The 26,784-nt window shown below is 53.3% G+C and carries 30 protein-coding genes; 13 read left to right on the forward strand and 17 right to left on the reverse strand.

Annotation, left to right across the window (positions count from 1 at the left end):
* Nucleotides 1-51 precede the first annotated feature (51 nt).
* Both A6R74_RS01845 and A6R74_RS22705 read right to left on the reverse strand, forming a co-directional pair.
* On the reverse strand, nt 52-1,113 hold the full coding sequence (locus A6R74_RS01845; protein WP_064232746.1) for a potassium channel family protein: 1,062 nt from the start codon (nt 1,111-1,113) through the stop codon (nt 52-54).
* 268 nt (nt 1,114-1,381) lie between these two features.
* Nucleotides 1,382-1,552, reverse strand: a complete 171-nt coding sequence (locus tag A6R74_RS22705) for a hypothetical protein (RefSeq protein WP_165603344.1) — start codon at nt 1,550-1,552, stop codon at nt 1,382-1,384.
* Nucleotides 1,553-1,686: 134 nt separating this feature from the next.
* On the opposite strand from A6R74_RS22705, the gene A6R74_RS01850 reads away from it, so the two are divergent.
* The gene (locus A6R74_RS01850; RefSeq protein WP_064232748.1) at nt 1,687-1,869 is read left to right on the forward strand and encodes a hypothetical protein; all 183 of its coding nucleotides are present in this window, start codon (nt 1,687-1,689) and stop codon (nt 1,867-1,869) included.
* Nucleotides 1,870-2,018: 149 nt separating this feature from the next.
* A complete protein-coding gene (locus A6R74_RS22710) occupies nt 2,019-2,180 on the forward strand; it encodes a hypothetical protein (RefSeq protein ID WP_165603345.1) in 162 nt (53 codons plus the stop codon).
* Between the two features lie 114 nt (nt 2,181-2,294).
* Here the strand turns inward: A6R74_RS22710 and A6R74_RS01855 are convergent, their stop codons facing one another.
* A complete protein-coding gene (locus A6R74_RS01855) occupies nt 2,295-3,053 on the reverse strand; it encodes a dienelactone hydrolase family protein (RefSeq protein WP_064232750.1) in 759 nt (252 codons plus the stop codon).
* Between the two features lie 175 nt (nt 3,054-3,228).
* Between A6R74_RS01855 and A6R74_RS01860 the strand changes: the two genes are divergently transcribed.
* From A6R74_RS01860 to A6R74_RS01880, 5 genes are all read left to right on the forward strand, one after another.
* On the forward strand, nt 3,229-3,909 hold the full coding sequence (locus A6R74_RS01860; protein ID WP_064232752.1) for a Bax inhibitor-1/YccA family protein: 681 nt from the start codon (nt 3,229-3,231) through the stop codon (nt 3,907-3,909).
* Between the two features lie 83 nt (nt 3,910-3,992).
* Nucleotides 3,993-4,382, forward strand: coding sequence for a sulfurtransferase complex subunit TusD (gene tusD / locus A6R74_RS01865; protein ID WP_064233168.1), 390 nt, complete (start codon nt 3,993-3,995; stop codon nt 4,380-4,382).
* A gap of 10 nt (nt 4,383-4,392) precedes the next feature.
* Nucleotides 4,393-4,758: a sulfurtransferase complex subunit TusC gene (gene tusC, locus A6R74_RS01870; RefSeq protein ID WP_064232754.1), complete on the forward strand. Its 366-nt coding sequence runs from the start codon at nt 4,393-4,395 to the stop codon at nt 4,756-4,758.
* A 12-nt stretch (nt 4,759-4,770) separates the two neighbouring features.
* Nucleotides 4,771-5,061, forward strand: coding sequence for a sulfurtransferase complex subunit TusB (gene tusB / locus A6R74_RS01875; RefSeq protein ID WP_064232756.1), 291 nt, complete (start codon nt 4,771-4,773; stop codon nt 5,059-5,061).
* Nucleotides 5,062-5,063: 2 nt separating this feature from the next.
* Nucleotides 5,064-5,414 (forward strand): TusE/DsrC/DsvC family sulfur relay protein, encoded by a 351-nt coding sequence (locus A6R74_RS01880; protein WP_064232758.1) that lies wholly within the window; start codon nt 5,064-5,066, stop codon nt 5,412-5,414.
* A 12-nt stretch (nt 5,415-5,426) separates the two neighbouring features.
* Here A6R74_RS01880 and A6R74_RS01885 read toward each other — a convergent pair whose 3' ends face one another.
* Nucleotides 5,427-6,059: a helix-turn-helix domain-containing protein gene (locus tag A6R74_RS01885; protein WP_064232760.1), complete on the reverse strand. Its 633-nt coding sequence runs from the start codon at nt 6,057-6,059 to the stop codon at nt 5,427-5,429.
* Nucleotides 6,060-6,174: 115 nt separating this feature from the next.
* A complete protein-coding gene (locus A6R74_RS01890) occupies nt 6,175-7,116 on the reverse strand; it encodes a histone deacetylase family protein (RefSeq protein ID WP_035579335.1) in 942 nt (313 codons plus the stop codon).
* Between the two features lie 104 nt (nt 7,117-7,220).
* Here A6R74_RS01890 and A6R74_RS01895 point away from each other — a divergent pair, with 104 nt between their 5' ends.
* A complete protein-coding gene (locus A6R74_RS01895; protein ID WP_064232763.1) occupies nt 7,221-9,968 on the forward strand; it encodes a bifunctional acetate--CoA ligase family protein/GNAT family N-acetyltransferase in 2,748 nt (915 codons plus the stop codon).
* A gap of 97 nt (nt 9,969-10,065) precedes the next feature.
* Here the strand turns inward: A6R74_RS01895 and pdxH are convergent, their stop codons facing one another.
* Entirely contained in the window at nt 10,066-10,710 is a 645-nt protein-coding gene (gene pdxH / locus A6R74_RS01900; RefSeq protein ID WP_064232765.1) for a pyridoxamine 5'-phosphate oxidase, read from the reverse strand.
* Between the two features lie 237 nt (nt 10,711-10,947).
* Here pdxH and A6R74_RS01905 point away from each other — a divergent pair, with 237 nt between their 5' ends.
* Entirely contained in the window at nt 10,948-11,634 is a 687-nt protein-coding gene (locus A6R74_RS01905; protein WP_064232767.1) for a cytochrome b/b6 domain-containing protein, read from the forward strand.
* Nucleotides 11,635-11,639: 5 nt separating this feature from the next.
* Here the strand turns inward: A6R74_RS01905 and A6R74_RS01910 are convergent, their stop codons facing one another.
* The 3 genes from A6R74_RS01910 to A6R74_RS01920 all read right to left on the reverse strand — a co-directional run bounded on the left by A6R74_RS01910 (nt 11,640) and on the right by A6R74_RS01920 (nt 13,202).
* The gene (locus A6R74_RS01910; RefSeq protein ID WP_064232770.1) at nt 11,640-12,029 is read right to left on the reverse strand and encodes a DUF2069 domain-containing protein; all 390 of its coding nucleotides are present in this window, start codon (nt 12,027-12,029) and stop codon (nt 11,640-11,642) included.
* Nucleotides 12,026-12,652 carry an NAD(P)H:quinone oxidoreductase gene (wrbA, locus tag A6R74_RS01915; protein WP_064232772.1) on the reverse strand — a complete coding sequence of 209 codons (627 nt, stop codon included), beginning with the start codon at nt 12,650-12,652 and terminating at the stop codon, nt 12,026-12,028. The genes A6R74_RS01910 and wrbA overlap by 4 nt, the downstream gene beginning before the upstream one ends.
* A gap of 70 nt (nt 12,653-12,722) precedes the next feature.
* A complete protein-coding gene (locus A6R74_RS01920; protein WP_306460300.1) occupies nt 12,723-13,202 on the reverse strand; it encodes a gamma-glutamylcyclotransferase family protein in 480 nt (159 codons plus the stop codon).
* A gap of 177 nt (nt 13,203-13,379) precedes the next feature.
* Between A6R74_RS01920 and smrA the strand changes: the two genes are divergently transcribed.
* Entirely contained in the window at nt 13,380-13,970 is a 591-nt protein-coding gene (gene smrA, locus A6R74_RS01925) for a DNA endonuclease SmrA (RefSeq protein ID WP_064232774.1), read from the forward strand.
* An 80-nt stretch (nt 13,971-14,050) separates the two neighbouring features.
* Here the strand turns inward: smrA and A6R74_RS01930 are convergent, their stop codons facing one another.
* From A6R74_RS01930 to metH, 4 genes are all read right to left on the reverse strand, one after another.
* Complete coding sequence (locus A6R74_RS01930; protein WP_064232776.1) at nt 14,051-14,614, reverse strand: DUF934 domain-containing protein; 564 nt, start codon at nt 14,612-14,614, stop codon at nt 14,051-14,053.
* Nucleotides 14,607-16,259, reverse strand: coding sequence for a nitrite/sulfite reductase (locus A6R74_RS01935; protein ID WP_064232778.1), 1,653 nt, complete (start codon nt 16,257-16,259; stop codon nt 14,607-14,609). The genes A6R74_RS01930 and A6R74_RS01935 overlap by 8 nt, the downstream gene beginning before the upstream one ends.
* 136 nt (nt 16,260-16,395) lie before the next feature.
* Complete coding sequence (locus A6R74_RS01940) at nt 16,396-17,736, reverse strand: MATE family efflux transporter (RefSeq protein ID WP_064232780.1); 1,341 nt, start codon at nt 17,734-17,736, stop codon at nt 16,396-16,398.
* Between the two features lie 3 nt (nt 17,737-17,739).
* Entirely contained in the window at nt 17,740-21,435 is a 3,696-nt protein-coding gene (metH, locus tag A6R74_RS01945) for a methionine synthase (protein WP_064232783.1), read from the reverse strand.
* 293 nt (nt 21,436-21,728) lie between these two features.
* Here metH and nfuA point away from each other — a divergent pair, with 293 nt between their 5' ends.
* Nucleotides 21,729-22,352 (forward strand): Fe-S biogenesis protein NfuA, encoded by a 624-nt coding sequence (gene nfuA, locus A6R74_RS01950; RefSeq protein ID WP_064232785.1) that lies wholly within the window; start codon nt 21,729-21,731, stop codon nt 22,350-22,352.
* A 121-nt stretch (nt 22,353-22,473) separates the two neighbouring features.
* Here nfuA and A6R74_RS01955 read toward each other — a convergent pair whose 3' ends face one another.
* A complete protein-coding gene (locus tag A6R74_RS01955) occupies nt 22,474-23,523 on the reverse strand; it encodes a DNA-binding protein (RefSeq protein WP_064232787.1) in 1,050 nt (349 codons plus the stop codon).
* 211 nt (nt 23,524-23,734) lie between these two features.
* Between A6R74_RS01955 and A6R74_RS01960 the strand changes: the two genes are divergently transcribed.
* Entirely contained in the window at nt 23,735-24,901 is a 1,167-nt protein-coding gene (locus tag A6R74_RS01960) for a tyrosine-type recombinase/integrase (protein ID WP_064232789.1), read from the forward strand.
* 63 nt (nt 24,902-24,964) lie between these two features.
* Entirely contained in the window at nt 24,965-25,381 is a 417-nt protein-coding gene (locus A6R74_RS01965) for a SufE family protein (protein ID WP_064232792.1), read from the forward strand.
* Between the two features lie 24 nt (nt 25,382-25,405).
* On the opposite strand, the gene yidD is transcribed toward A6R74_RS01965, so the two are convergent.
* The 3 genes from yidD to A6R74_RS01975 all read right to left on the reverse strand — a co-directional run bounded on the left by yidD (nt 25,406) and on the right by A6R74_RS01975 (nt 26,727).
* Nucleotides 25,406-25,690, reverse strand: a complete 285-nt coding sequence (gene yidD / locus A6R74_RS22125) for a membrane protein insertion efficiency factor YidD (protein ID WP_121499342.1) — start codon at nt 25,688-25,690, stop codon at nt 25,406-25,408.
* A gap of 71 nt (nt 25,691-25,761) precedes the next feature.
* A complete protein-coding gene (hisI, locus tag A6R74_RS01970) occupies nt 25,762-26,232 on the reverse strand; it encodes a phosphoribosyl-AMP cyclohydrolase (protein ID WP_064232794.1) in 471 nt (156 codons plus the stop codon).
* A 48-nt stretch (nt 26,233-26,280) separates the two neighbouring features.
* Nucleotides 26,281-26,727 carry a transcriptional repressor gene (locus tag A6R74_RS01975; protein ID WP_064232796.1) on the reverse strand — a complete coding sequence of 149 codons (447 nt, stop codon included), beginning with the start codon at nt 26,725-26,727 and terminating at the stop codon, nt 26,281-26,283.
* Nucleotides 26,728-26,784: the final 57 nt, after the last annotated feature.

A 26,784-nucleotide genomic window follows, 5' to 3' on the forward strand; every position in this document is an offset into this window, starting at 1 on the left:
TTCTAAATGGGCAAACCCTCTTAGCTCATGAAAAAAGCTAAACCCACGTTTTTAACTTTCCGCGGTGAGCAACTCACTCAGCTGTTGCTGTGAAAGCCGCGTATTGGCCATGTAGTAGACAATGTCACCATCCTGCAACGGGCGGTCAGTAGTAGGGTTAAGCATATTACCGTCGCTTTCATCACTGCTATTAGCGAGTCCTAGTACGGTCGCGTTACGGATTTTTTTCGCTTGCATAAATAGGTCACCAAAGGTGGCACCGGCAGGCGGCTGGCTTAATCTGGTTTGGTACTGGGTAGCGCCACGATCAACCGCAAGTAGTTCATTGACGACCCGTGAAATACCCGCATCAGACGCTGAGCGTACCAACATTTCCAGCGCTAGTGCTTGGGTGCATTCGATGCCTGGCAAGGTGCGTCGCAACATGGCTGCGGTGTCGGGATTAGCGCAGTGGGCGACGATATGGGCGTTTTTGGCTTTAAGGCTGTAGGCACTCAGCGCGACAGTGGCAACTCGGTCATCACTCGTGTCGTAAATGATGATGCGGCTGGCGCTCTCAACCCCGGCCCGCTTGAGAAGCTCGGCATTGGAGAAACTCTCTCCTTTAATAAATTTCAAATCCGCCGGACGTGGGTTGCTCATCTCTTTGGTAACGCAGAGCACTATTTCATCAGGCAAGCTTTTGTCGGCTTGGAGAATGTCCAAAATGCGCTCTGTGGTTTCACCGTGCCAGCCAATGACCAGGGTGTGGCCGGATAGATGGCTAAAATCGCCTTTTCCTTGCATTTGTAGTCTCCAAAAATTAGAGAGGGTGACAGTGGCTTTACCGATCAAGGCAGCAAACAGCGAAATGCCGCCGGGGATGAGATAGAGCGTGGCGATCCACTTGCCAGCGGCTGTGGTCGGACTGAAATCACCGAAACCTACGGTGCTGGAGACGACCACATAAAAATAAACCCAATCGGTAGCTGAATCAGCCACTGCTTCGCCGGCCAGTGCAAAAAGCACCCAGGTGGTGCCCATGTGTGCGAGTACAATAAGGAGAAGAAATGTCCACGAAATTTGTAGCGTAGACGCTTTAAGAACGCGCAGCAGTTGCTGAATAACGGGCATAACGGTCTCTTGCGGTGGTGGTGTGCAGCCTAGCTTTCACGGCATGGGGATGGTTGATTTTGTGCTAATGTTAAATAGTGATTTGATTTCCTTTTCTGACTGTTAACACTATTTCTACCATGCCAGTAGGCAGAGGCCTTGCGTATCCAAAACTAGCTTGCTTTTCTTGAAGTGAGCATAAGGCCTCCTGTAGGCCTTACCGTCATGATGTTCTTTCAAGCAACCACTTGGCATTAACCCAGCAAATTAACGTGACAATAAAGCGGTATTAAAACCCTGCCTTGTTCACTTGTGTGCCGCGTATGCAGTCGCCATAGACCATGGTGTCGCCAGCCTCTTCTGCTAGTTGGCGGCAGTCAGCAGTTCTTGATGAGGTAGGGCCGGAACTACAGCCCGCGAGTACAAAGGTAAATAGGCAAAGGGCGATGAGGGCTTTCATTGGTAACTCCTTGTCAGCACATAATCCTTCCGGCATTTAACCTCATTGGTATCGTTCGTGTCGATGATAGGTGTCGGAACATCGTGTTAAACGCTAATGTCATAGCTTCAATTTTCTTTTTCTAGGATAAGCATATGGATCGTGTATTTGCATGGGATCACCACCACAGTCAGATTGTTTACCGTATTCCAGGCCATCGGCATGAAGATGGTCGAGAAGATAGCGATTTCTCACCTGTATGGCTGCCCGCGGAGGAGTCAGACTTACCAGAGGGAGTGACGATTGAGGATCTGCGCAAAGTGTCCGTTAAGGATTAGCCATTGTTGATCTTGTCTGTTGAGTCGCAGCTATACCTGCGATTCAGCGCTTTTAAACGGGGATGTTCAGGCACATAAAATAGATTGTGTTTGGCTAGTGATCAGCTAAGATTCGATTGCTAGCCCCCTCTATTTCTGGATATGCCGCCATGTTGAAAGGTTTGATTGTCTGTTTTGCGGTTTTATTTGTGCAATTGGCGGTACTGCATGTGATTGATGCTCGTCTTTACAACTCTCCTCACGATGCGCGACAAACGGCGGTGACCACTGTTACCCCGCATAAAAATGAAAAAGACGAAGAAGAAGCCTAAAATTAAGTTTTAATTAACCCCACTCGGTTTTCGTAAAGGGTGGGTTACCGAACAGCTCTGCATCTGAGTCGTTAGCGGCGTCCAGCGCCGCTAACGATTTCGTTTTAAAGCATTTTAAAGCATTTCATCCAACCAGACGTTGAAGGCCTCCCAAGAGCGTTGGTCGGCGCGCTCGTGATAAGCATCACTACCGAACACGCTGAAGGCGTGGGGTGCACCGGAATAGATACCTACTTCATAAGTCACACCAGCGGTCTCTAGCTCCTCCGCCAGAGTAGCAACATCCTCTAAGCTCACAGCGCTATCAGCGCCGCCATGGGCGATAAAAATAGGCGCAGTTTCACTTGAATATGCCTGGCCGTCGGGCGTTGTTAGTCCACCGTGAAAGCTTGTATAAGCGGCTATGTTGTCGGCTTCGCCGGAGCGGGCGATCTCTAACGCCACCGCGCCGCCAAAGCAGTAGCCCATAATCACTGTTTGCTCGGCGGCGCCTTGCTCTCGTGCTTGGGCTAAACCACCCAACGTGAGGGCGCGCATTCGCTCTCTATCTTGATAAAGTCGATTGGTAGCAGCACGCTTATCGTCAACTGCCTGGGGGCGGTTGCCTTCACCATAAAGATCTACGGCGAACACGTCGTAGCCTTCTTCGGCCAGCATATCGGCGCGCTGGCGCTCATAATCATCCAACCCATCCCAGTCATGAACGATCAGCACACTGCCTTTAGCGTTGTCTTGCGCAGAAACAAAGTAGCCCTGAAAATTTTCTTCATTTAGTTTGTAGGAAATATCTTCTCCAGCGGGGGAGAAAGCCATGATAGGCAGTGCCAGGGTTAAAAGTGTTAAGGTGCTGGCAGGCAGTAGAATTTTTTTCATCGTTCTGGTGTCCAAAGAAGTGTTCAACAAGCATAGACAATGATTGTTGAACTGTTTCAACGTTGAATAACCATTTAAGAGAATGGCTTTGTAAATTAGACAAAGCCTTGCGTCTGGAACTCGGTGACGGCATTCTTGTCAGTTGTTGGAAATACCATTTAGGGAGCATGAATACATGGCTTACAACGATTTACGTACGGCACATCCTCAGTCGAGCGGCGTTGCTAATAGTGTCAGCACTAACAAGGTGTTGCGTAACACCTACGCGCTACTGGCAATGACACTGCTGTTCTCAGCAGTCACCGCGGGCGCTGCTGTTGCCATGGGCATCCAGCAAATGAACATCTTCGTGTTCTTGATTGGTGCTTATGGCTTAATGTTCCTGGTTCACAAAACAGCGAACTCTGCGGCTGGCCTGTTTTCAACTTTCGCCTTTACCGGCTTTATGGGCTTTACGCTTGGGCCGCTTCTCTCCGCCTACCTGGCCTTGCCTAACGGCGGCGCCTTGATTATGAACGCGCTGGCCATGACAGGTCTGACATTCGTTGGCCTTTCAGCGGTCGCCTTGACCACCAAGAAAGACTTTGGCTTTTTGAGCAACTTCATTATGGCCGGTTTCATTGTGTTGGTTCTAGCTATTCTGGCTGGGTTCTTCTTCAACATCCCAGCACTTTCACTGATGGTTTCTGCTGGCTTCGTGCTGTTTTCTTCGGCGGTGATTTTGTATCAAACCAGTGAAATTGTGCACCGCGCTGGCGAAGTAAACTATATTCTCGCCACAGTGACTCTCTACGTATCCATCTACAACCTGTTTGTTAGCTTGTTGTCGATTTTGGGTATTATGAGCAACGACTGATCTAAGTAAGCGATAGATGATATGACAGGCCCTATTGCTAGGGCCTGTTTTTTTTAGGGTAACCGTAACCAGGTACAATGATGATGCAGTACGGCTTATTAGTAATGGGCGCACCGTATAGCAGCCCCGCGCCTCACTCTGCATTGCGTTTTGCCCATGCCGTTCTAGCACGCGGGCATCAGATTGCGGGTGTTTTTTTCTATCACGATGGCGTTCATAATGCCTCATTGCTGATGGCTCCCCCCCAGGATGAACTTAATCTTAGAGAGGCCTGGATTGAACTGAATCAACAGCATGCGGTTCAGTTAGATGTCTGTATTGCTGCCGCGTTGCGGCGCGGATTAATGAGTGAGTCGGAAGCGCATCGGCATGGCAAGCAAGCCTTTAATATAGCGCCTCCCTTTGAGTTGACCGGGCTAGGTCAATTGCTTGAGCTCCAGCAACGCGCTGATCGCTTAATTACCTTTGCTTAAAGGAGAGCAAATGCCGACACCTGATGCGCTATTAGTGATAATCCGCCATGCGCCCCACAGCTCAAACTGGTTACGTGAAGGGTTAGATGCCGCATTGGTCGCGGGGGCCTTTGGTCAGCCCGTGCATTTGCTATTTATGGGGCAGGGTGTAATGGCTCTGCTGAAAGAGCAGGGCAGTGGCGGGCCAGGCCAAAAAGCCACGCTGCCTACTATTGATATGCTGGAAATGTACGATATCGACAAGCTTTGGGTTTCTGAAGGGGCGCTGCAGAGCTTGCAAATATCCGCCGATTCGCTGGTAGAGAACGCCACCTTGATAGCGGATCAGCAAATACCTGGGTTATTTCAGCAACACGCCAAAATACTTAATTTTTAAGGTGAGTGCATTATGATCCTACACATTCTCACCAAAGCGCCTGATAGCAATGCAGCTACCCAAATGCAGCAGGCGGTAGGGGATCGAGATGCCGTGATGTTAATCGAAGCAGCGGTTATAGCTGCCCTTGATCCTTCGTGGACAGCATGGCAGCAGTGTCATGCGCGTATATTTCTATTATCAGAAGACCTTATTGCCCGCGGACTGGCCAGTATTGCCGAAGTCAACGGGTTGCCCACGCTTGAGATGAATGGCTTTGTGGCACTTACCGAACAGTATGAAAAGGCAGTCACCTGGTACTAAGTATGTCAAAGACAAAAATATACCGTTATCTTGATTTGCAAAATAAGTATCCGCTAGATCCTGAAGGTTATTTAGTTAATCAAGCGGAATGGGATAAATCGGTAGCGAGTTTAATGGCTGAAGAAGAGGGCTTAACGCTTACCGCTGAGCACTGGGAAGTCATCGAAGTAGTGCGGGCATTTTATCAGCGTTACGAAATGGCTCCGGCGATGAGGCCGCTTGTGAAAGCAACCAAAAATGCGCTGGGTGAAGAGAAAGGGCGCTCGATTTACCTGATGCAGCTCTTCCCCGGCAGCCCAGCAAAGCGAATTGCCCGCTTGGCCGGTTTGCCAAAGCCAACTAACTGCTTATAGCTAAGCTGAGTTCTAAGCTACATCACCGCGAGTACAGACCGACAACACAACAGCGTCCTCTGGGCTGGTAGATACCAGGGCATGGCCCATGTCACTATCAAAATAGATGCTGTCACCCTCGGCCAGCACTAGTGGGGCGTAAAATTCGGTGTAGAGCATAATATCGCCATGCAGCACCATTAAAAACTCTTCGCCATCGTGGCGTACCCACTGGTGATACTCGTCAAAGCTTCGCGCTCGTACGATAGTTTTGAAGGGGATCATGCGCTTTTGGGCGAGCTGATGGCCCAATAATTCGTGCTCGTAAGTGGGCGTGGGGTGCAGTTGCCCTTTGCCTTTCCGGGTCAGATCACGCCGTCCCATGGTGTAACGCTCCCGTTTAGGGGGCGTGAGCAATTGAGGCAGGTCGATGTTGAGCCCGGTGATGAGTTTTTGCACCACGCTAAAAGTGGGGGAGACTTGGTCGTTCTCAATTTTAGAGAGCGTTGAGCGAGCAAGCCCGGTGCGCTGGCTAACCTCTTCCAACGTCCACTGATTAGCGAGGCGAATTTGCTTCAGCCGCTCGCCTAAACGCAACGGTTCAACAAAGGGTTTGCTTCCCGATGCGATACGCAGCGCGGCATGCTCTTCAGTTGTAGCGGTCATAGGTCGTCACATTGGCTGCGTTGTCTAACGGTGCGTGTCTATAGGCGCGCGTGATAAGCCAATATGATATCACAGCCAAGAAGTGGCTAAGAATCGCTGCTAGAGGCAAGTGAATTCAAGGCACTTCAGCAAAAGGGAGGCCCAGAAGCGCTTTTAGATGCGCTTCTACGCCACTTGCCAGCGACTTGGGGTTATAGCCGCCTTCAAGCACCGAAACAATGCGATTATCGGCATACAATGTGGCGATCTCCATGGCTAGATGGGTAATCCAGTAGAAGTCCTCATCCTCTAAACATATGTCCCCCATGGGGTCATCCCGATGGGCGTCGAAACCGGCGGATAGCATCACCAAGTCGGGTTTAAAGGCGTGCAGGGCAGGTAGCCAGTGGTTCTCAATAATGCGCCGAAACTCCGGGCCATCGGTGCCCACTTCCAACGGTGTGTTGACAACGTTTTGCCACTCGCTGCGCAGATAACGCCACGGATAAAACGGATACTGGAAGCTGGTACAGATGAGTATCTCAGGGTCGTTTTTAAAGATATCGATGGTGCCATTGCACTGGTGCACATCGAAATCCAGTATAGCGATACGCTTGGCGCCGTATTTGGCTCGCGCATGGGCGGCGCCCACGGCGATATTATTATAAAAGCAGAATCCCATCGCATCGCTGGCCTCGGCATGGTGGCCTGGCGGCCTAACCGCACAAAAGACGTTATCCGCCTGACGCTTAAATACCTGATCTACCCCACGAATAACGGCTCCCGCAGCAACCCGCGCAGCTTGCAGACTGTCAGGGTTCATCATGGTATCGCTATCTAGCGTAACGATGCCTTCGGTGGGCAAACACTTATCTAGCGAGCGCAGATGGCGCAAGGGGTGTACTCTGGCAAGAGCCTCTTCGTCGGCTTCCTTGGCATCCGCCTGCATGGTTTGCTGTAATAACCCGGCAAGCGATAGGCGAGCGCGGATAGCCTCCAGACGCTGAGGGCTTTCAGGATGCTCTGGCCCCATATGATGCAATGAGCAGTCTGGGTGGGTAAGGTAGGCGGTAATCATTCCAACGCTCCATTATTATTGATGCCACCTTAATCGCCTTCAGGCCCTGGGCGACAGTGTCAATAAGTCGTACAGCCGCGATTCATTTTCAGGGGAGACGCATTGTGAGCACGCGCTTTTTACACCATTTTTTCGAACCTCGCACACTAGCGGTGTTTGGCGCCTCTGAAAAGCCCGCTTCGTTGGGCGGTTTAGTGCTGAGAAACATTCAAGAAGGCGGCTTTAAAGGGCCACTCTGGGCAGTCAATCTTAAAGGCTACTCCCAGGTCTTTGGCGTGCCGTGCTATAGCCGCGTAAGCGATCTACCCGAAGTACCCGACTTAGCCGTGGTTTGCTCGCCTATTGAAGGCGTGCCTAGCCTGATTAAAAAACTTGGGCAGTACGGTGTCAAAGCGGCTTTGGTGCTCTCTGGCGGTGCTTATCTGGACCGTGATAAAGGCAATAAGGGCTCCATTCGGGAGCGAATGCTCAGTGCGGCAAGGGTATCGGGTATTCGTGTGCTGGGCCCAGAGTGCATGGGTCTGATTGTACCGGGCAAAAAGCTGAATGCCTCTTACGCCAGTCAGCCGGTGAAAGCGGGACGCGTCGCCTACCTGGGGCAATCCGGTATGCTCGCCAACGCGATGATCGACTGGGCCGCCGGGCGTGATGTGGGCTTTTCCCATCTGATTACCGTTGGCGACAGTGTGGACGTGTTGCTACCGGATCTAATTGATTACGTTAACCAGTTCTCACCTGCTCAAGCCATTATGCTGCACTTGGAACGCATCAGCGACGCTCAACACTTTATGACCGCGGTACGCGATGCGTCCCGTAATCGCCTTGTGTTGGCGATAAAAAGCGGCCGCACCCCCGAGTCAGATATATCCGGTATGGCACCCACGCCGGGGATTGCCAATCGCGATGTGGTGTTTGATGCAGCGTTTGCCAGGGCAGGGGTCGTCCGCGTCGACGACTCAGATGAGCTGCTTGATGCATTGGAAACGCTATCCCGAATGAAGCCCCTGAAGGGGGATCGTCTGGCGATCGTTTCTAACGGTTTGGGGCCCGCCATGCTGGCCATCGATAAGCTGATCAGTGCGGGCGGTAAGCTGGCCGAATTTAGCGCCGAAACCCAGGCAGCACTTCACCGTAGCGAAGTTGACATGAGCAAGCCGGGGGAGAACCCGGTGGATCTAGGCGGCAACGCCTCGCCCGAGCGGTTTGTCCAAGCGCTGGAGATTGTCGCCGCCGATGCCAACGTGGATGCGGTGCTGGTGGTACACGCCCCCACTCGGATGGCGCCATCATTGATAACTGCCCAGGCGCTTATTGATAACCGCAAGAAGTTTCGCCGTAACCTGCTCACCAGTTGGATGGGCTTAAAAGAGGCGCTTAATGCCCGCCATATCTGTAATTTAGCCGGTATTCCGACCTATATTTCACCAGAAAAAGCCGTTAAGGCATTTATGCATATGGTGATCTATCAGCGTGTTCAAGCGCTTTTACAAGAAATCCCACCCAGCCTGCCGTTTTCCACCAGTCCAGAAATACGCGCCCAGTGCCGTACGCTGATTAAGCAGGCAAAAGAGCAGGGCAGACAAACTTTAACCCACTCTGAAACCGCCCAAGTGCTTGAGGCCTATGGTATTCCCACAGCACCCAGCGTGTATTTGGCCAATGCAGATGAAGCGCTTACTCGCTCTGCGGAGATTCCTGGCACTAAGGCGCTTAAGGTAGTGCATGAAGGCAATTGTCGCCCTTATCGCTACCGTAAGCACCCGCATAAGATTTCGGCAGGGTTGCTACAGGATTTGGACACGCCTGAACAGGTGGCAGAAGGTGTTCGTCAGCTTGGTGAAAAAGTCGCTGAGAAATTTCCCGAGTACGCGATCCGTGAGTACTGCTTGCAGCCCATGCAGCGCGGTAAACACTCCATGCAGATTTGCGCTGGCATTACTCGTGACCCGGTTTTTGGGCCGCTTATCGTGTTTGGTATTGGCGGCTATAAGGTCAATGTGCTGGCTGACCGCCAAGTAGCACTACCGCCACTCAACATGAGCCTAGCCGCTGATGTAGTGGGGAGAACCCACGCCGCGTCATTAATTCGCGAACACTCCGCTGACCCAGAGCGTGATATTCAGCACCTGTGCCAAATGCTGGTCAAGCTATCACAAATGGCCTCCGATTTAAGCGATCTGCGGGGTTTAGAGGTGAATCCACTGCTGCTTAATCGTGACGGAATGGTCGCTGTCGATTTTGCTATGGATCTTGGCACACCGTCGCGCTTTGCGATCATGCCGTATCCTGAGGAGTTGCGTGAGTGGGTCACGTTGAAAAACGGCTGGCAGGTCGAGGTCAGGCCTATTCGTGCCGAAGATGCCCATTTGATTACCACCTTCCATCGTCAGCTCTCGGAAGAAAGTATTCGTTTCCGCTATTTTCACAATAAATCCAACCTGACCCAGCGTGATCTATCGATCCTATCGCATATCAATTACGACCGTCAGATGGCGTTTATTGCCGAGTATTTAGGCGACGATGGCAGCAAAGAGATGCTTGGCGTGGTGCGGGTATGGAACGATCCAGATAATATTCGCACCGAATTCTCGGTTATTATTCGTGATGACCTACAAGGGCTGGGTATTGGCAGCCTGCTGATGAAGAAAATGATCGATTATTGCACCAATATTGGCACGCTGGAGATGATCGGCAAAATTATGGTTGATAATCACCCGATGCGGGCGCTGATGAAGCACTTAGGCTTTAAATGCCGCTACAACATGGAAGAACAGGTGATTGATGCTGTTTTACGCCTCAACGAACCCGAAAGTGAGTGGCAGCGGCACCGGCTTGAGAGTATGCCGGACTAGGCCCTTTAGTTTTAGTAACTTTAAAAAACTATATTTAAAAAACTATAAGGCCCGCGGATTTAATCACAGGCCTTAGTTCGTCAGCTTCTTTCTGACGCTATGGCGCCATGCGGAAACGGCTCCATGCACCACCATCTCGGCGTTCAAAGCGCAGCCGGTCGTGTAGGCGGCTAGGCTGGCCCTGCCAAAACTCGATCATTTCCGGAGTAACACGATAGCCCCCCCAGTGAATCGGGCGGGGGATGTCTTGACCATCGTAGGCTTGTTCAAAGCGTTTCTGACGCTCTTCGATCCAATTACGGTCAGGAATTACGACGCTTTGGGTCGCAATCCAGGCACCTAATTGGCTGCCACGGGGGCGGCTGGCAAAGTACTCATCAGACTCATCTGCTGATACCTGCTCAACAGGGCCTTCAATGCGCACTTGACGGGAGAGCGAAGGCCACCAGAACGTCATGGCAGCGAAGGGCACATTGCTCAACTCGCTACCCTTATGGCTATGATAATTAGTGAAAAAAACCATGCCGCGCTCATCAAATCCCTTTAGCAGCACCACTCGGGCATGTGGGCGGCCTTGGCTATCAACGGTGGCTAGCGTCATGGCGTTGCCATCTTTACCCTCTTTTTCTAACGCAAGGGTGAACCACTCATCGAATAACACGAATGGATCGTCGGGTGTTTGGGACTCTTCTAGCCTGCCGCCTTCATAATCACGCCTAATGTCGGCTATGTTACGTGTCATCGAATGCTTCTCCCTGTAGTTTCATCCATGTTCGCTGCTCTGCCTTTAAAGCTCAAGTGACCGACATCAATGGATGTTAAACGCGTTGACGCAAAGCTGTTATTTTAACCAATCTTCTGACTAACGATGGCGGCTAACTGTCTCACATTCTATGAGTCAGGCTCAATTAATGCGAAGCTATCCCGTCATTCTAGGCTCACCCATTGAAAGCTCATCACTGCTAATAGAGGATAAGTCATGCGCGATAAGGTAGCGATTGAGGTATGGGATGTGTGGGTGCGCCTATTTCACTGGGGGTTAGTGGCGGCGGTGTTGATCTCCTTATATACCACCAAGACCAACGGTGCACCTTTTCTATTTCCGATTGAAGTACATGCCCAAGCGGGCTACTTGGTAATAGGCCTGCTCGTCTTTCGTTGGCTGTGGGGCGTGCTGGGCAGCGTTTATGCGAGATTCAAAACGTTTTTATATTCACCCGTTGAAACAGTTGCTTATTCCCAATCGCTGCTAAAACGCCAGCCCAGCGCTTATGCCAGCCACAATCCGCTAGGCGGATGGATGGTGCTACTGATGCTGCTTTCACTTAGTTTTCAAGCAGTGAGCGGCCTGTTTTTAAGTGACGATATCTTTTTTCAGGCGCCGCTTTATGGCGTATTTGGCAATGAGGTAGGCGGCCAGCTTAGAACCCTGCATCAGCTCAATAGCGATCTACTTATCATCCTAATCGGGCTGCATCTGGCTGGCTTGATCTTACATCGGCTGCTAGGTGAAACGCTGGTAACAGCGATGCTGGTAGGTACCAAGCGCTTTCGCCAGCAGCCTGTCGACAAGCGTAACGAACCGTTTAATGTTGCCACGCTGCGTATACGTGCCATTGGCAGCTTATTTATCGCTGCTGGCGTCGTCCTATGGCTGTGGTTCTAATCTATTTACTTACGCAGTTGTCGACTGCGAAAGCGCGCGTAGCCCATACAGCCAGCAAACAGCACCAGCGCAACCACCGCTTCTAGAATTCCGCGCAGACCTTGCCCAGGCAGGGTTATTAACATCACGCCTTGTGTGAAGTAGAGCAGGCTGACAAAGGCGAGCCAGGCATGACCACGCGCGCGTTGGCCGATGATTGAGGGTAAAAACAGCACCAGGGGGAGCACAAAAGCGACTACAGGGCGCCAATTAAATTCGTCATCTTGGAGTACAAAACCACGATAAACAACCAGTAGCAGCAGCAAGGCAAAGCTGGCGAGAACCACCTGGCGGCTTCTGAGGGTCAGTTTATCAAGCCCATAACGTGCTTCTACATCTTCCAACCACTGCCTCATAATGATGCCTCCTGGCGCATAGCGTGCAGTGCCAAGGCGAGTCGCGCCAAACGTTTTCCCTGGGCAACGCACAGCGCACGCTCGTGCTCATCGACCGAGCGGTCACTCCGCGTCCCAGCCAAGTGGCTTGTTCCATAGGGCGTGCCGCCTGTTTTAGTTTCCAACAAGGTGGTTTCGCTGTAAGGAACGCCGGCGTAGACCATGCCATGATGCAGCAGTGGCACCAGCATGGTGAGTAGGGTGCTCTCCTGCCCACCGTGAAGGCTTGAAGTAGACGTAAAAGCGCTGGCAGGTTTGTCGATCAAGGCGCCGTTCATCCACAGGCTGCTAGTGGAATCGATAAAATATTTAAGCGGCGCTGCCATATTGCCAAACCGGGTGGGGCTGCCCAGCGCCAGCGCGCTGCAGTTGCGCAGGTCGTCCAGATCAGCGTAGACCGCGCCTTCGGCAGGAATTTCTGGGTCAACGGCTTCGCAAGTCGTCGATACCGGGGCTACCGTGCGCAAACGCGCCTGAATGCCGGGCACGCTTTCTACACCAGCCGCGATCTGCTGCGCCATCGTAGCGGTCGCGCCTGAGCGCGAGTAGTAGAGAACCAGAACGTACGGTGTCATCTCACTCATCACTATTCCTGAATGGGTTCATAAAAGCTGGCTGGGCAATAGGGCTTGGTAACAGAGCACAGCGAGCTACCTATGGTACCAGAGCTATCGGCAAGTCCGCGTGCGGTAGCAACGCTTTTTGTCGCTCTGGCAGACGCTGGTAGACCCAAGCGCGTGTACCATCTGCGAGTTCTATCGTCACCCGCTGGTAGCGAACGCCAAGCCGCTCGTAGCGATCAAGGCGAGCCAGCTGTTCGGCGTTCACATGTAATACTAAGCCTTTCACACGACTTCCAGGCTGGGGAGAAAGGTCAAGCCCGTTGCGCCTGTAGCCCTCAAGTACGGCTTCCTCTGGGGCACCAAAGCTACCCATAACAACCAAGCGGACAGGCGCATAACGTAACGTGCCGTAAACAAACACCTGATGGGGGCGCTGCTCGATAGCAGGGAGGTCGTCAGGGCGGTCATAAAACCAAGGGCTGAGCATGGTTAACCAGAGCCATCCGACGAGGCTGAGCAACCCCACACCGCTTAGCATCAAAACGCGTTTTAACCACACCGTATTAATCAAACCAGGGCGCCTCACAATGAACGGTAAGAAAGTTAACAAGGGATATAAAAAACGAAAGCTTAGCTTGGCGTGTCAAATAGACGGTGACAAGTTTATGTCATCGACTCGTTGAATCTTCTTAAGCAAAGTACTTGGATTTGCTAGGATAGCCAGCAGACCTTAACGGAGGAGCCTGCAATGAATCAGCCACTTCGTGATCATACGGATTTTCGTGCGCTCGTAGGCGATGTTAAGCCACTGCCCCCGAGCAACCGTGCCGACCCAGGTGCTAACCGCAAAAGCCCCTCTGAATCGCAGTTGGCCCGGCGAGAATGGGCAGAAGAAGAGAGGGGCGCGCGCAACTTTCTATCCGACGACTTTGTCGATTTACTCCCTCCCTTTGATCCTATGGAGTATCGTCGCGAAGGCATTCAACAAGGTGTGGTCGATAAATTAAAGCACGGTGGCTATAGCGTTCAGTCGCAGCTCCACTTGCTCAGGCGCCCATTAAGTGAGTGTCGCCGCATGCTGTTTGCGTTTATTCAAGAAGCCTACGCCCTCGATTTACGCTCCGTTATGATCGTACATGGCCGTGGGCGTGAGATTGATAGCCCCGCCAACGTACTGCGCTCGTACCTTGCCAAGTGGCTCAGTCAGTTTGAGGAAGTGCAGGCATACGTATCCGCTCAACCATCGGAAGGAGGGTTGGGGGCGATCTGGGTGATGCTACGCAAAAGTGACCGTGCTAAAGCTAATAACCGTGAGCGCCAGCAAAAGCGGCGGGGGTAGGTTTAACAATAAAGCTGTCCACAATTAGAAAGGGCAGCTGACGCTGCCCTTTGACATTACTTGATAGATGGAATGTGCGTTTAATCCCTAGTGCCTAAACGACGTTCAAACAGAGCCTGACGCTCTTCCACATCAGGCTGGTAGCGAACGCTGATAAAACTCAGCGCGCGCAGGGCATCGTCTGGATGCTGGTCATCACGCAGCGCCATCGCATTGAAACCACAGCGGCGCATGTAATCCAACTGATCAACCAAGACGTCGCCTACGGCGCGCACTTCACCACGGTAGTCGTGACGCTCGCGAAGCAGGCGAGCGATGGAGTAGCCACGGCCATCAGTGAAGGCGGGGAAATCAATGGCGACCGCCGCAGAACTACCCAGCTGCTTGGCTAATTCTGCCGTCAGCTCGGTATCGCTGGTAAGTAGCGGTGCCAGCTCATCATCATCTTGATTCGCTTGCCATAGTGACAAAGGCACAAACGCCGGGCGTTGCTCGGGTAGCGTGTCTTCATCATAGGAGACACACCAAGCGTTCTCCGCCGCCAGCTCGCCGTTGGCAATCAGGTGATCCACATGAACCGGTGTTTGCTCAGCCGCTTCAGTTTGCGTCTCAGCTGTTTTATTAGGCCCGGTTTTATTAGGCATAGACACGCTCCTTAAAGGGTTTTAGGCCAATACGGCGGTAAGTATCCAAGAAGCGTTCGTCCTCATGGCGCTGTGACACATAGACTTCCAATACTTTTTCCACTACGTCCGGCACGTCTGAGCGGAAAAAGGACGGGCCTAAAATCTTACCCAGCGAGGCATCGTCGGTGGAGTTGCCCCCAATCGATATCTGATAGAACTCTTCGCCTTTTTTATCCACGCCCAGGATGCCGATATGGCCAACGTGGTGGTGGCCACAGGCGTTCATGCAACCGGAGATATTCAGATCCAGAGGGCCGAGGTCATACAAGAAATCAAGATCTTCAAAGCGTTCCTGCAGTGCCTGTGCGATGGGAATCGATACCGCATTGGCCAGGCTGCAGTAGTCGCCGCCAGGGCAGCAGATAATATCATTGAGCGTGCCCACGGTGGGGTTCGCCATACCCAGCGCGTCAAGCTCTTGCCAAAGTGCTTCCAGCTCGTCGACCGGAACGTCAGAAAGCACCAGGTTCTGCTCGTGGGTGACGCGCACTTCACCAAAGCTGTAGCGATCAGCTAAATCAGCCACAGCTTCCATCTGATCGGCGGTGACATCCCCAGGCGCGTGCTCGCGGCGCTTCAGCGATAGCGTCACAGCTTTATACCCAGCCACCTTATGATCGGTTACGTTATTAGTGACAAATCGTGCAAAGCTGCGATTTTCTGCACGCAGGCGGTCAAATTCTTCGTTAGCGTTTGCTGCCACCGGGCGACGATCAGGCTCGGGGAAGTGAACTTTAGCCGCATCAACCGCTGCTTGGTTAAGCGTCTGCGGGCCGTCTTTCAGGTGCGCCCACTCTTCATCCACCCGACGACGGAACTCTTCAATACCCAGCGCTTTGACCAGAATTTTAATCCGCGCCTTGAACTTGTTATCCCGGCGACCAAACTGGTTGTAAACCCGTACGCAGGCTTCCAGGTAGGTCAACAAATGCTGCCAGGGCAGATCTTCACGAACCACGTCCGCAATCATCGGGGTACGGCCCAGGCCGCCACCGGCCAATACTTTTATACGCAGCTCGCCGTCGGCGTTGTACCAAAAACGCAGGCCAATATCGTGAACCTGGATCGCGGCACGGTCTTGGGCCGCACCGCTGACCGCGATTTTGAACTTGCGGGGCAGATAGGCGAATTCCGGGTGCAAGGTTGACCACTGGCGGATTAACTCACACCAGGGACGTGGGTCTTCCACTTCATCGTTGGCGATGCCGGCAAACTGGTCGCTGGTGGTGTTACGAATGCAGTTACCACTGGTTTGAATGGCATGCATCTGCACCTTGGCGAGATCGGCCAGAATATCGGGCACGTCTTCAAGGGCAGGCCAGTTCAACTGTAAATTTTGCCGCGTAGTAAAGTGGCCGTAGCCGCGGTCGTAACGGCGAGTGATCTCAGCCAAGGCACGCAACTGGCTGCCTGCCAGCATGCCGTAAGGAATCGCAATGCGCAGCATGGGCGCATGGCGTTGAATATAGAGGCCGTTTTGCAACCGTAACGGACGGAACTCTTCTTCTCCCAAACGCCCGGCGCGGTAGCGTTCCATTTGGTCACGGAACTGAGCGACACGCTCATCAACCAGGGTTTGGTCGTGAATATCATAACGGTACATGGGGCACGATCCTGCTAAAAGCGAAATGGTCACGTTGAGACGGACGTTAATATAGTGTCACCTTAACGCGGGCGTCATATTCTACAAAAGAATATATAATTATCTTTTTATCTCTAAAAGCTATTTAGAACACGTATCATGGGCCACTCAACGAGTTAGAAAGCGGGGCCAGCCAGCGGCGGCGCTGCCATACCCATAAAAATCCGGCTGAGTTTATCAATCGATAAAGCAGTTGCATAAGCCAAATACCTAATAAACCCTGTTCTAAGCCAATCCCCACCCACCAGGCCAGGGGTAAAAAAAGCAGCCACTGCATCCCCAGGGTGAGCATCATAACCGTGCGCTGGGCGCCTGCGCCCATTAACGCCTGGGCAAGCACCAGGGCGGCGGCATCCAGCACAATCATCACGCCGGTTAGCTGCAGCGGAAGTTTACCCAGCGCGACTAGCTCGCTACTGCTGAAAAATATCCCAAGTACCTGTTCGGGTATCACTAACATTGGCAGCGCCAGCACAAGTAGCAGTAGCCATGCAACCCGCAGCGCATCCAGACCCCAGCGGTGGGCTTCGTGCTGAGCATCTCGGCCTAATGCCTCACCCACTAAGCTCATCGCCGCAACGCCAATACCCACTCCCGGCAAAATTAGCAGCAGTGAAAGATTAATCAACACATGGCCAACCGCGACACTGGCCGTGCCTAGCTGGCTAAGTAACCAAATGAGTACCGCATATCCCGTTGCAAATAAAAACTGCTGCAAAGAGTGAGGAGCGGCAAGTACCAAGGTCGTACGCAGGGTGGCTAAACAAGGCATGCGTGTCAAAAAATGGTGGGTAAAGGGGCTTTTTATGCTCACCCAACACCAAACAATCAAACCAATAAACAGCGATAGTGTTGTGCCAACACCCGCACCGCTCGCCCCCATTTTGGGTAGCCCGGCAAATCCATAAATCAACCCAGCACTGACCACAACATTAATCAAGTGAACCGTCACGATGATACGCAAATAGAGATGCGTTTGCTGGCGACCGTTCCAGTAGCCACGAAAGCAGAGCGTTAGCGCAATGGCCATCAGTGACACCACCCGCCAACGGAAATAGTCAACGGCGACGTTTTGCACATCATCGGCCTGGCTAATCAAGCCAATCAGCAGCGGTGCTTGCCACCAAGCCCAGACGGACAGCGGCAGGCCAAACACAAGCCCAATCACCAGCCCCGAGTTAAGCGGTTGGGCGATCTCTATGTGGGCAGCACCGACACGATGTGCAGTTTGTGACTGCACGCTGGAGGAGAGTCCAAACACGACAGCGCTGAGCATAAACATGGCGTAACCGCCCACTCCCACGCCAGCAAGGGCTACCTCGCCTAAATGCCCTACCAGTGCGGCATCGATCAAGTTGAGCATACTCTGGGAGAGCATGCCCAGCATGATCGGTAAGGCAAGACGCATAACCTTGCCGTGACGGCCAACTGACAGCATTAATCAGCTCGGGTCGTAGGAGAGTACCGGCGAGAGCCAGCGCTCCATTTCCTCAAGGGGCATCTGCTTACGTGCGGCGATGGCCTCGACCTGATCCCGGGTGATCTTGCCGGTAGAGAAGTATTTCGACTGCGGATGGGCAAAGTACCAGCCGGAAACCGCCGCTGCGGGCCACATGGCGAAGTTTTCGGTCAGCGCCAGACCGGTATTTTCGGTGGCATCGAGCAACCGGAATAGCGTGGCTTTCTCGGTGTGATCCGGGCAGGCGGGGTAGCCAGGGGCAGGGCGGATACCCTGGTATTTCTCGGCGATCAAGGCGTCGTTGTCCAGGGTTTCTTCCGGCACATAGCCCCAGAACTCCTTGCGCACGCGTTCGTGCATGCGCTCGGCGAAGGCTTCCGCAAGGCGATCCGTCAATGCCTGCACCATAATCGCATTGTAGTCATCGCCAGCGGCCTCATAAGCTTTGGAGAGCTTATCGACGCCGTGACCGGTAGTGACCGCAAACCCACCAATCCAATCGGCTTTGCCACTCTCTTTGGGGGCAATAAAGTCTGCCAGGCTGTAGCAGATACCGTCGCGACCTTTGGTGGTTTGCTGGCGAATATGATGCAGACGCTCGACGACTTCGCTGCGCGACTCATCCGCATAGACCTCAATCACGTCGTCATCAACGCTATTGGCGGGCCATAAGCCGATAACACCGCGGGCCTGAACGCGTTTCTCTTCAACCAGTTTGCGCAGCATTACCTTGGCATCTTCAAACAGGTTACGGGCTGCTTCACCGACGACGTTATCATCGAGGATTTTGGGATACTTGCCCGCTAACTGCCAGCTCATAAAGAACGGCGTCCAGTCGATGCGCTCGATCAGTTCTTCTAGATCGTAGTCATCGAAGGTCTTTAGTCCAAGCATGTTGGGCTGGGCGGGGGTATGGTTATTCCAGTCGGTACGGAAGCGCCGCTTACGCGCCTGGGTGTAGTCCAGATCCGCCGCCTTGGGGCGGCGCTTGGCGTTGCGCTCGCGTACCTTTTCGTACTCTTCGCGAATCTCTGCAATGTAAGGCGTTTTTAAAGCAGGCGTGAGCAATTTACCCGCTACGCCCACGGCGCGAGAGGCGTCGGTGACATAAATCACCGGGTGCTCATACTGCGGCTCGATCTTCACCGCGGTATGCGCTTTCGAGGTGGTTGCACCACCAATTAATAGCGGCAGATCCATACCGCGCCGCTGCATCTCTTTTGCCACGTGCACCATTTCATCCAGCGACGGGGTGATTAGGCCGGAGAGACCAATAATATCGGCGTTGTGCTCTTTGGCCGCCTGGAGGATTTTATCTGCAGGCACCATCACGCCAAGGTCAATGACTTCGTAGTTATTACACTGCAAGACCACGCCGACGATGTTTTTACCGATATCGTGAACATCGCCTTTGACCGTGGCCATGACGATCTTGCCTTTGGCCTTGGTCTCTTCGCTCTTCTCGGCCTCGATGTAGGGAATCAAGTAAGCCACGGCCTGTTTCATCACCCGCGCGGACTTAACCACCTGGGGCAGAAACATCTTGCCGTCGCCAAACAAATCGCCGACCACGTTCATGCCGTCCATCAGCGGGCCTTCGATGACCTCAATCGGGCGTTCGGCTTCGGCCCGGGCCTGCTCGGTGTCATCCTCGATATAAACGGTGATGCCTTTTACCAGCGCGTGTTCAATACGCTTGTTCACCGGCCAGCTGCGCCACTCCAGGTCTTCTTTCTTGGCCGCGCCACTGCCGTCACCTTTGTACTTATCGGCAATATCCAGCAGTCGCTCGGTGCCGTCGCTGCGCCGGTTAAGCACCACGTCCTCAACCGCTTCGCGCAGCTCAGCAGGAAGATCATCGTAAACAGCCAGCTGGCCCGCGTTGACAATGCCCATGGAGAGGCCTGCGCGGATAGCATGATAGAGAAACGCCGAGTGAATCGCTTCGCGCACCGGGTTGTTACCGCGGAACGAGAAAGAGACGTTAGACACACCACCGGAGATCATCGCGTGAGGCAGGTTCTCGCGAATCCACTGGGTCGCTTCGATAAAGTCGACCGCGTAGTTATTGTGCTCCTCAATACCCGTGGCAATAGCAAAGATATTGGGGTCGAAGATGATGTCTTCGGCGGGGAAGCCGATCTCATCCACCAGCAGGCGATAGGCGCGCTGACAAATTTCGGTTTTGCGCGCAAAGGTATCCGCCTGGCCCTCTTCATCAAAGGCCATCACCACGATGGCAGCGCCAAATCGGCGGCACTTGGTCGCCTGTTCACGGAAGGCGGCTTCGCCTTCTTTCAGCGAAATGGAGTTCACCACCGCCTTGCCCTGGACGCACTTGAGGCCCGCTTCGATGATCTCCCACTTGGAGGAGTCGATCATAATCGGCACGCGGGCAATATCCGGCTCACCGGCGATCAAGTTTAGAAAGCGCTCCATGGCTTCCTTAGACTCGAGCATGCCCTCGTCCATATTAATATCGATGACCTGAGCGCCGCTTTCCACCTGCTCAAGGGCGACTTCCAAGGCGGTGGTGAAGTCTTCTTCTACTATCAAGCGCTTAAAACGTGCCGAGCCGGTGACGTTGGTACGTTCACCAACGTTGACGAACAACGAGTCAGCTTCGATATTGAACGGTTCTAGGCCGGATAGGCGACAGGCGCGGCTGCGCTCCGGAATAACCCGCGGCGCCATATCGCGAACAGAATCAGCAATAGCGCGAATATGCTCGGGCGTCGAGCCGCAGCAGCCGCCGATAATATTGACTAAGCCACTGGCGGCAAACTCGCTAACGATCTCCGACATCTCTTCCGGCGTTTGGTCGTATTCACCAAACTCGTTGGGAAGACCCGCATTGGGGTGAGCGGAAACAAAGGTGTCGGCCTTGGTAGAGAGCTCTTCCAGATAGGGGCGTAGCTCTTCGGCGCCCAGCGCGCAGTTCAAACCTACTGAAAGCGGCTGAGCGTGGCGCACTGAGTTCCAAAACGCTTCCGTGGTTTGTCCGGAAAGCGTACGGCCCGAGGCATCTGTAATCGTACCGGAGATCATTACCGGCAGGCGCTCACCGCGATCATCGAATAGCTCTTCAAGGGCATAGATCGCGGCCTTGGCGTTAAGCGTATCGAAAATGGTTTCGATCATGATCAGATCGGCACCACCTGCAATCAGCGCTTCCGCGGCTTCGTAGTAGTTCTCGCGCAGCTCATCAAAGGTGACGTTACGCTTGGCAGGATCATTTACATCTGGCGATAGTGAAGCGGTGCGCGAGGTTGGGCCTAACACACCGGCGACATAACGGGGCACGCCGGTTTCGGCGGCAACGGCATCGCACACTTCACGGGCGAGACGCGCTGATTCGCGGTTGAGTTCAACCACCAGCGCTTCCATACCGTAATCAGACTGTGACAGCTGGGTGCTGTTAAAAGTGTTGGTCTCAATGATGTCCGCACCGGCTTCCAGGTAGTCTCGGTGAATCCGCGTGACCACATCGGGGCAGGTGAGTGCGAGCAGATCATTATTGCCTTTGAGATCTGAGGGCCAATCGCTGAACCGCTCGCCGCGAAAATCTTCCTCGCTCAACTGGGCGTTCTGCAGCATGGTACCCATGCCGCCGTCCAGAATCAGGATGCGTTCGGCAAGGCGTTGGGTGAGGGTTGCGATCAAAGCACTATCAGCCATGGCAGGGGGAGTTCTCCAGCGTCACAGTCGTCAAAAGGGATGTTGTTATCGTCGGAAAAGTAGCATCTGTCGTTTAGAGGCGCGCAATTATAGCAAATGAGAGTGCAAAAGGCGCCCCTGGGCAGCGCTATACGTTAGATAAGAAAAGACAATTAACCGATGCTGTTGAAAAGTGACACTTAAAATAGTCGACTAAAACAGTCGGGATTGTGTCAGCGCACGGTTTTGCTTACCATAGACGCAAATGACATGTGAAGTGGCGCCGCCACTACCACGGGAGGAAGACAGCCCTCATGACCACGACTAGCGAAAAAGAAACCAGTGTTGATACCCAAGGTATTGATATTACAGATAGTGCGCAAGAATACTTGGCAGAACTGCTGGAAAAGCAGAACGTTGAAGGTATTGCTGTGCGCATTTTTATTACCCAGCCCGGCACGCCCTACGCGGAAACCTGCTTGGCTTATTGCCGCCCAGGTGAAGAAGAGCCGACCGACGTCACGTTGGAACTCGAGAAAATCAATGTTTTTCTCGATAAAAACAGCTTAGCGTTTTTGGAAGAGGCGGTGGTGGATTTCAATGCCGACCGCATGGGTGGTCAACTGACCATCAAAGCACCTAACGCCAAGATGCCTAAGGTGAATGCCGACAGCCCGCTGGAAGACCGAATCAATTACGTGCTTTACAGCGAGATCAACCCCGGGCTGGCGGCCCACGGCGGTGAGATCAAGCTGGTTGAACTCACCGAGGAGCAGTACGCCATCTTAGCCTTCGGCGGCGGCTGCCAGGGTTGCGCCGCAGTTGATTTAACGCTGAAGGATGGCGTTGAGAAAACGCTGATGGAGCGCATTCCGGAGCTTGCCGGCATTCGCGACGTCACCGACCATACCGATACGACCAACGCCTACTATCGTTAAACTAACGGTATCGCGCCAAAAGCCCAGCCTTCAACAGCTGGGCTTTTTTATATCCTCTACTTTAAGTTCTCCGTTTTAAGTTCTCCGTTTTAAAGTCAGTCTTTTAAGGGCGCAGCTTTAATCATTGTTCTGGTTCATTACCCTTGGCAGTTTGATTTGAAAGCGCATCGGGAAGTGCCGTTAGCTGTGTTTGCAGCGCCTCCATACGACTCCACAGCTTCTCTTGCCACGCTTGCTGTAGAGCGGCTTCCCGCTCGGCATGCTGCTGAGTCTGGCTTTTGAGCGACGCTTTGGACTCATCTAGCTGCAGGGTGAGCGTTTTTACCTGCTCTTCAAGCGATATGACTTGCTGCGCCCGCTCGCTAAGCCGCTGCTCGCGTTCGCTGGCATCCAGCTGCAACTGATGCAATGCCTGCTGCTTTGTCTTTAGGTCCTGAGCGAACGCCTCCATTCGCTGCTCAGACTGTTGCTGGCGTTTTTGGTAACTCTTCTCTTCCTGGGCGCGCGCCTGTTGAGCGCTATCCAGCATCGACATCAACCTGCCTTCCGCTGCCTCATGACGCTGCTCTTCTTGTGCCAGCCGCTGTTCCCATGCGGCTTGCTGCTCACTGAGGGCGTGGCTCTGCGCATTACGCTGCGCCTCTGCCTGACTTTCTAATTGCTTTTTTGCCTGTTTTAGCTGATTGACTTCACTGTGTGATGTCTCGGCAAGCGTGCGCCAGTGGTGCTCGCTGGTTTGACTCGCGGCTAACTCCCGGTTTAACGCTTCCATACGCTGCTCAAGGTGGCGTAAATGCTCGGCGAGGGCGCTTTCACGCTGTTCGGCGTTATCCGCTTGCCGCTTTGCGTCTTCAGCGAGCTGCTGGGCATCTGCCACTTGGCGGTTAGCATCCTCGCGATAGTGGAGCAGCATTTGGTTCGCCACTTCCTGGGCCTCGCGCCATAGCTCGCTGGCCATGGTCACCACGACTTCCGGCACTCCCTTGGGGGGTGGCACATCGCGATTTTGCTCTCGCTCGCTGCGCCACTGGCGAAAGTGGTCACTAATCGTGGTGAAGCTACCGGTGCCCAGTACATCGCGAATGCGCTGCACGCTGGGTGTGTCGCCGCGAGCCAGCAGGGCGTCTATCGCTTGTTGAACATCGCTGTACTGAATGCCGTTGCGGGCCATGAAACGATCCTTCCTTGAGAGCTTCTGTAACCACCATTGTCGAGATTTGTCGTGCAAAAGGCAATAATTACGTATTATGTAATACGTAATTTTATTTATGATAATAGACATAAATTCAAGATTACCCGTCTTATCTTGAATTTATACGGCTACAGAGGCACACTTCCGCTCATTGGATATAAAAGACCTTTAAAAGAGAGTAGCGACGGGCATGGCGAACGAAGTTATTACTACATCCACTAGCCAACTATTGACGCTAAATGAGACGGCCAATGGCGGACGTATTAGTGCTCAAAACGATGCTCAGGCAGTATCCGCATGGCTGGAAGAGTACGTGGATAGCCCACAAACCTGGAAAGCGTACCGTCGAGAAGCGGAGCGACTGCTTCTATGGCTAGCTAGCCAAGGGCTTGCGTTGGCCGATATAAATCGCGAAACGTTGCGTCGCTTTGAAGCCTTTCTTGCTGATCCACAGCCTAGCGAGCAGTGGGTTGGGCCCTCCAAGCCCCGAGCGCACCCGGCGTGGCGGCCATTTCGTGGTGTGTTATCGCCCGCCAGCCGGCGTCAAAGCCTGGTGATACTGCAAGGCCTGTTCGTGTGGCTGGTAGAAGCGGGGTGGGTTAACCACAATCCGTTCCGCTTAATGCGCGATAAATCCCGCCGCCTGAATAATCAAACGCCGCGAATTGAGCGCTATCTTGAGGGCGATCTATGGGCATGGCTGTGGGCGTGGTTGAATAGGCCGTTAGAGGCTGGGGAGAGCGATCGCGCTCATTTTGAACATGCCCGGCGGCGCTTTATCTTTGGCTTTGCCTATCTGCTTGCGCCACGTATTAGCGAGATGGCGGATGCGCGTATGGGCGATTTCCAGCGCAGCGAAGGGCGCTGGTGGTGGCATGTGGTGGGCAAGGGCAGCAAGATGGCACGCATTCCGCTGCCCGAGGATATGCTGAAGTGCCTGCAGCAGTGGCGCCAAGCGCTGGGGCTGCCTGACATTCCCAGCGAGCTGGACTCAGAGGCACCCTTGCTTCGCGCCCTGGATGGCCAGCGTGGCCTGGGGCATAACCAGCTTTATCGGCTTATTCGGACTACATTTCAGCAGGCGGCGCAAGCACTTGAAGATAATGGCGGCGCACCTGAACATATTGCCGCACTTAACCAGGCCACACCGCACTGGTTACGGCACACATCAATCACCCATCAGGCTCAATCGGGCATTAGCTTGCGCCATCTGGCCGAAAGTGCCCGACACGCGCGCCTTGATACCACCTCTCTCTATCTGCATACCGAAGATAATGAGTGGCATCGCGAGCAGCAGCGCCACCGATTGACTGTTTCAGGACACAACCTCCCTCAAGACTCCTTCGAGCCGTTATAATGGCACCAATGAGTATCCCTATGACTCAAAATATCAGTCGCCACCAATAGAGAAGGAAATAGCATGAGCACTTCCGGCGCCGAGCAGGCCCAGCAAGAGCTGATCGAAGATTTCGAGATATTTGATAACTGGATGGATCGTTATCAGTACATTATCGATATGGGTAAGCAGTTGCCTGACTTTCCCGAAGGTTGGAAGATCGAGGAGTTTAAAATTCAGGGCTGTCAGTCAAACGTGTGGATGCGCCATGAGGAGGAGGGCGATAAGCTGGTTTTTAAAGCAACCTCCGATGCAGCGATCGTATCCGGCCTGATTGCCGTATTGCTGCGTATTTATAGCGAACGCACAGCCGCTGAAATCCGTGCTACCGAACCGCACTTTATGACTGATTTAGGGTTAGACAAGCACTTGTCGCCTACGCGTAGCAACGGCCTGCATGCCATGTTGGAGAAGATCTACGCGGTAGCGCAGCAGAAGTAGTAAAACCAGAAGTAGCAACACGGGCTAGCGAGGGTGATGATCACAACAAGAGGGTGACGACGCCTTTTCATCATCCTCGCGGCAAAGCTGCTCGCTGCGTCCACCGGGCACTGGATCCATACCCCCTGAGCTGCCCGGGTGGCACTTAATGATCCGTTTGACTGCCATCCAGCCGCCTTTTAATGGTCCATGCACCTGAATCGCCTCAATCGTGTAAGACGAACAGCTGGGCCAGAAACGGCAGCGAGGGCCCAGCAGCGGACTGAGCGTGTATTGATAGACCCTTACGCAGCCAATCATCACTTTCATTAATAGCCACCGCGGGCCTGAGCGCAGAGCTGATATGATTCGCGACTTGGCTGAGTGTGGCATAGCGAAAACTAGGCTTTTTTGCCGTACAGATCGTCAGGATCAATCAGCGGCGTACTGGTGATCGACGCCTGCTCTTTGTCCACGGCAATATAGAAACAGCTGCGCCGCCCAGTGTGACAGGCAGGCCCGGTTTGCTCGACGTGCAACAGTAGCGTATCGCCATCGCAATCTAGCGCCGCGGAGATAAGCTGCTGCTGCTGCCCCGACGTCTCTCCCTTGCGCCACAATGTTCCCCGCGAGCGTGAATAGTAGCAAACACGCTGAGTGGCTAAGGTCTCTTCAAGTGCCTCGCGGTTCATCCACGCCATCATCAACACTTCTTTGGAGTCGTGCTGCTGGGCAATAGCAGGAATCAAACCATCGGCATTAAAGCGCACAGCCGCTAGCAAGGTTGAAACAGCAGGCAGGCTATCTTCGGGAGTGGCACGCTCTAGTTGCTTAAACAACGCCTCCGGCGCGACTTGATCAAAACGGGACATAATTTACTCGCTGTCTCTACAAAAATTAGCTGTTTGAGATTAACAGGTTCATCCTTTGCTCAATCGACAATCTTGGCAAAGCCCTTGTAGCTCAATAGTTTGGCGCTCTACATTAAAGCCTTGTCGATTGGCCAGTGCTGCCAGTTGGTCGCTGATTTCGTCCAGATGCAGCTCTTCAACATACCCGCATTGACGGCAAATAAGCAGCTGAAAACCGTGGACATGTTCTGGGCATGCACAAGCCACATAAGAGTTTTGCGACTCAATCCGATGCACCAACCCTTGATCAATTAAGAACTCTAGCGCCCGGTATACAGTAGGGGGGCGGGCAGCCGCGTGCTCAGTAGAGAGCTTATCTAGAAGATCGTAGGCTTTTAGCCCACCGCCATTTTCAGCAATCATCTCAAGCACTCGGCGGCGAATAGGAGTGAAACGCACGCCGCGGATATGGCACTGAGACTCCGCTTGCTGTAGTAGTGTACTTGCTTGGGTCATGGGCAACTCGTTGAACGTTATTAGCCTACTCGGTAGTAGTCTACGCGCCGGTGGAAG

This window comes from Halomonas sp. ALS9, from assembly GCF_001651035.1.
Taxonomy (GTDB): domain Bacteria; phylum Pseudomonadota; class Gammaproteobacteria; order Pseudomonadales; family Halomonadaceae; genus Vreelandella.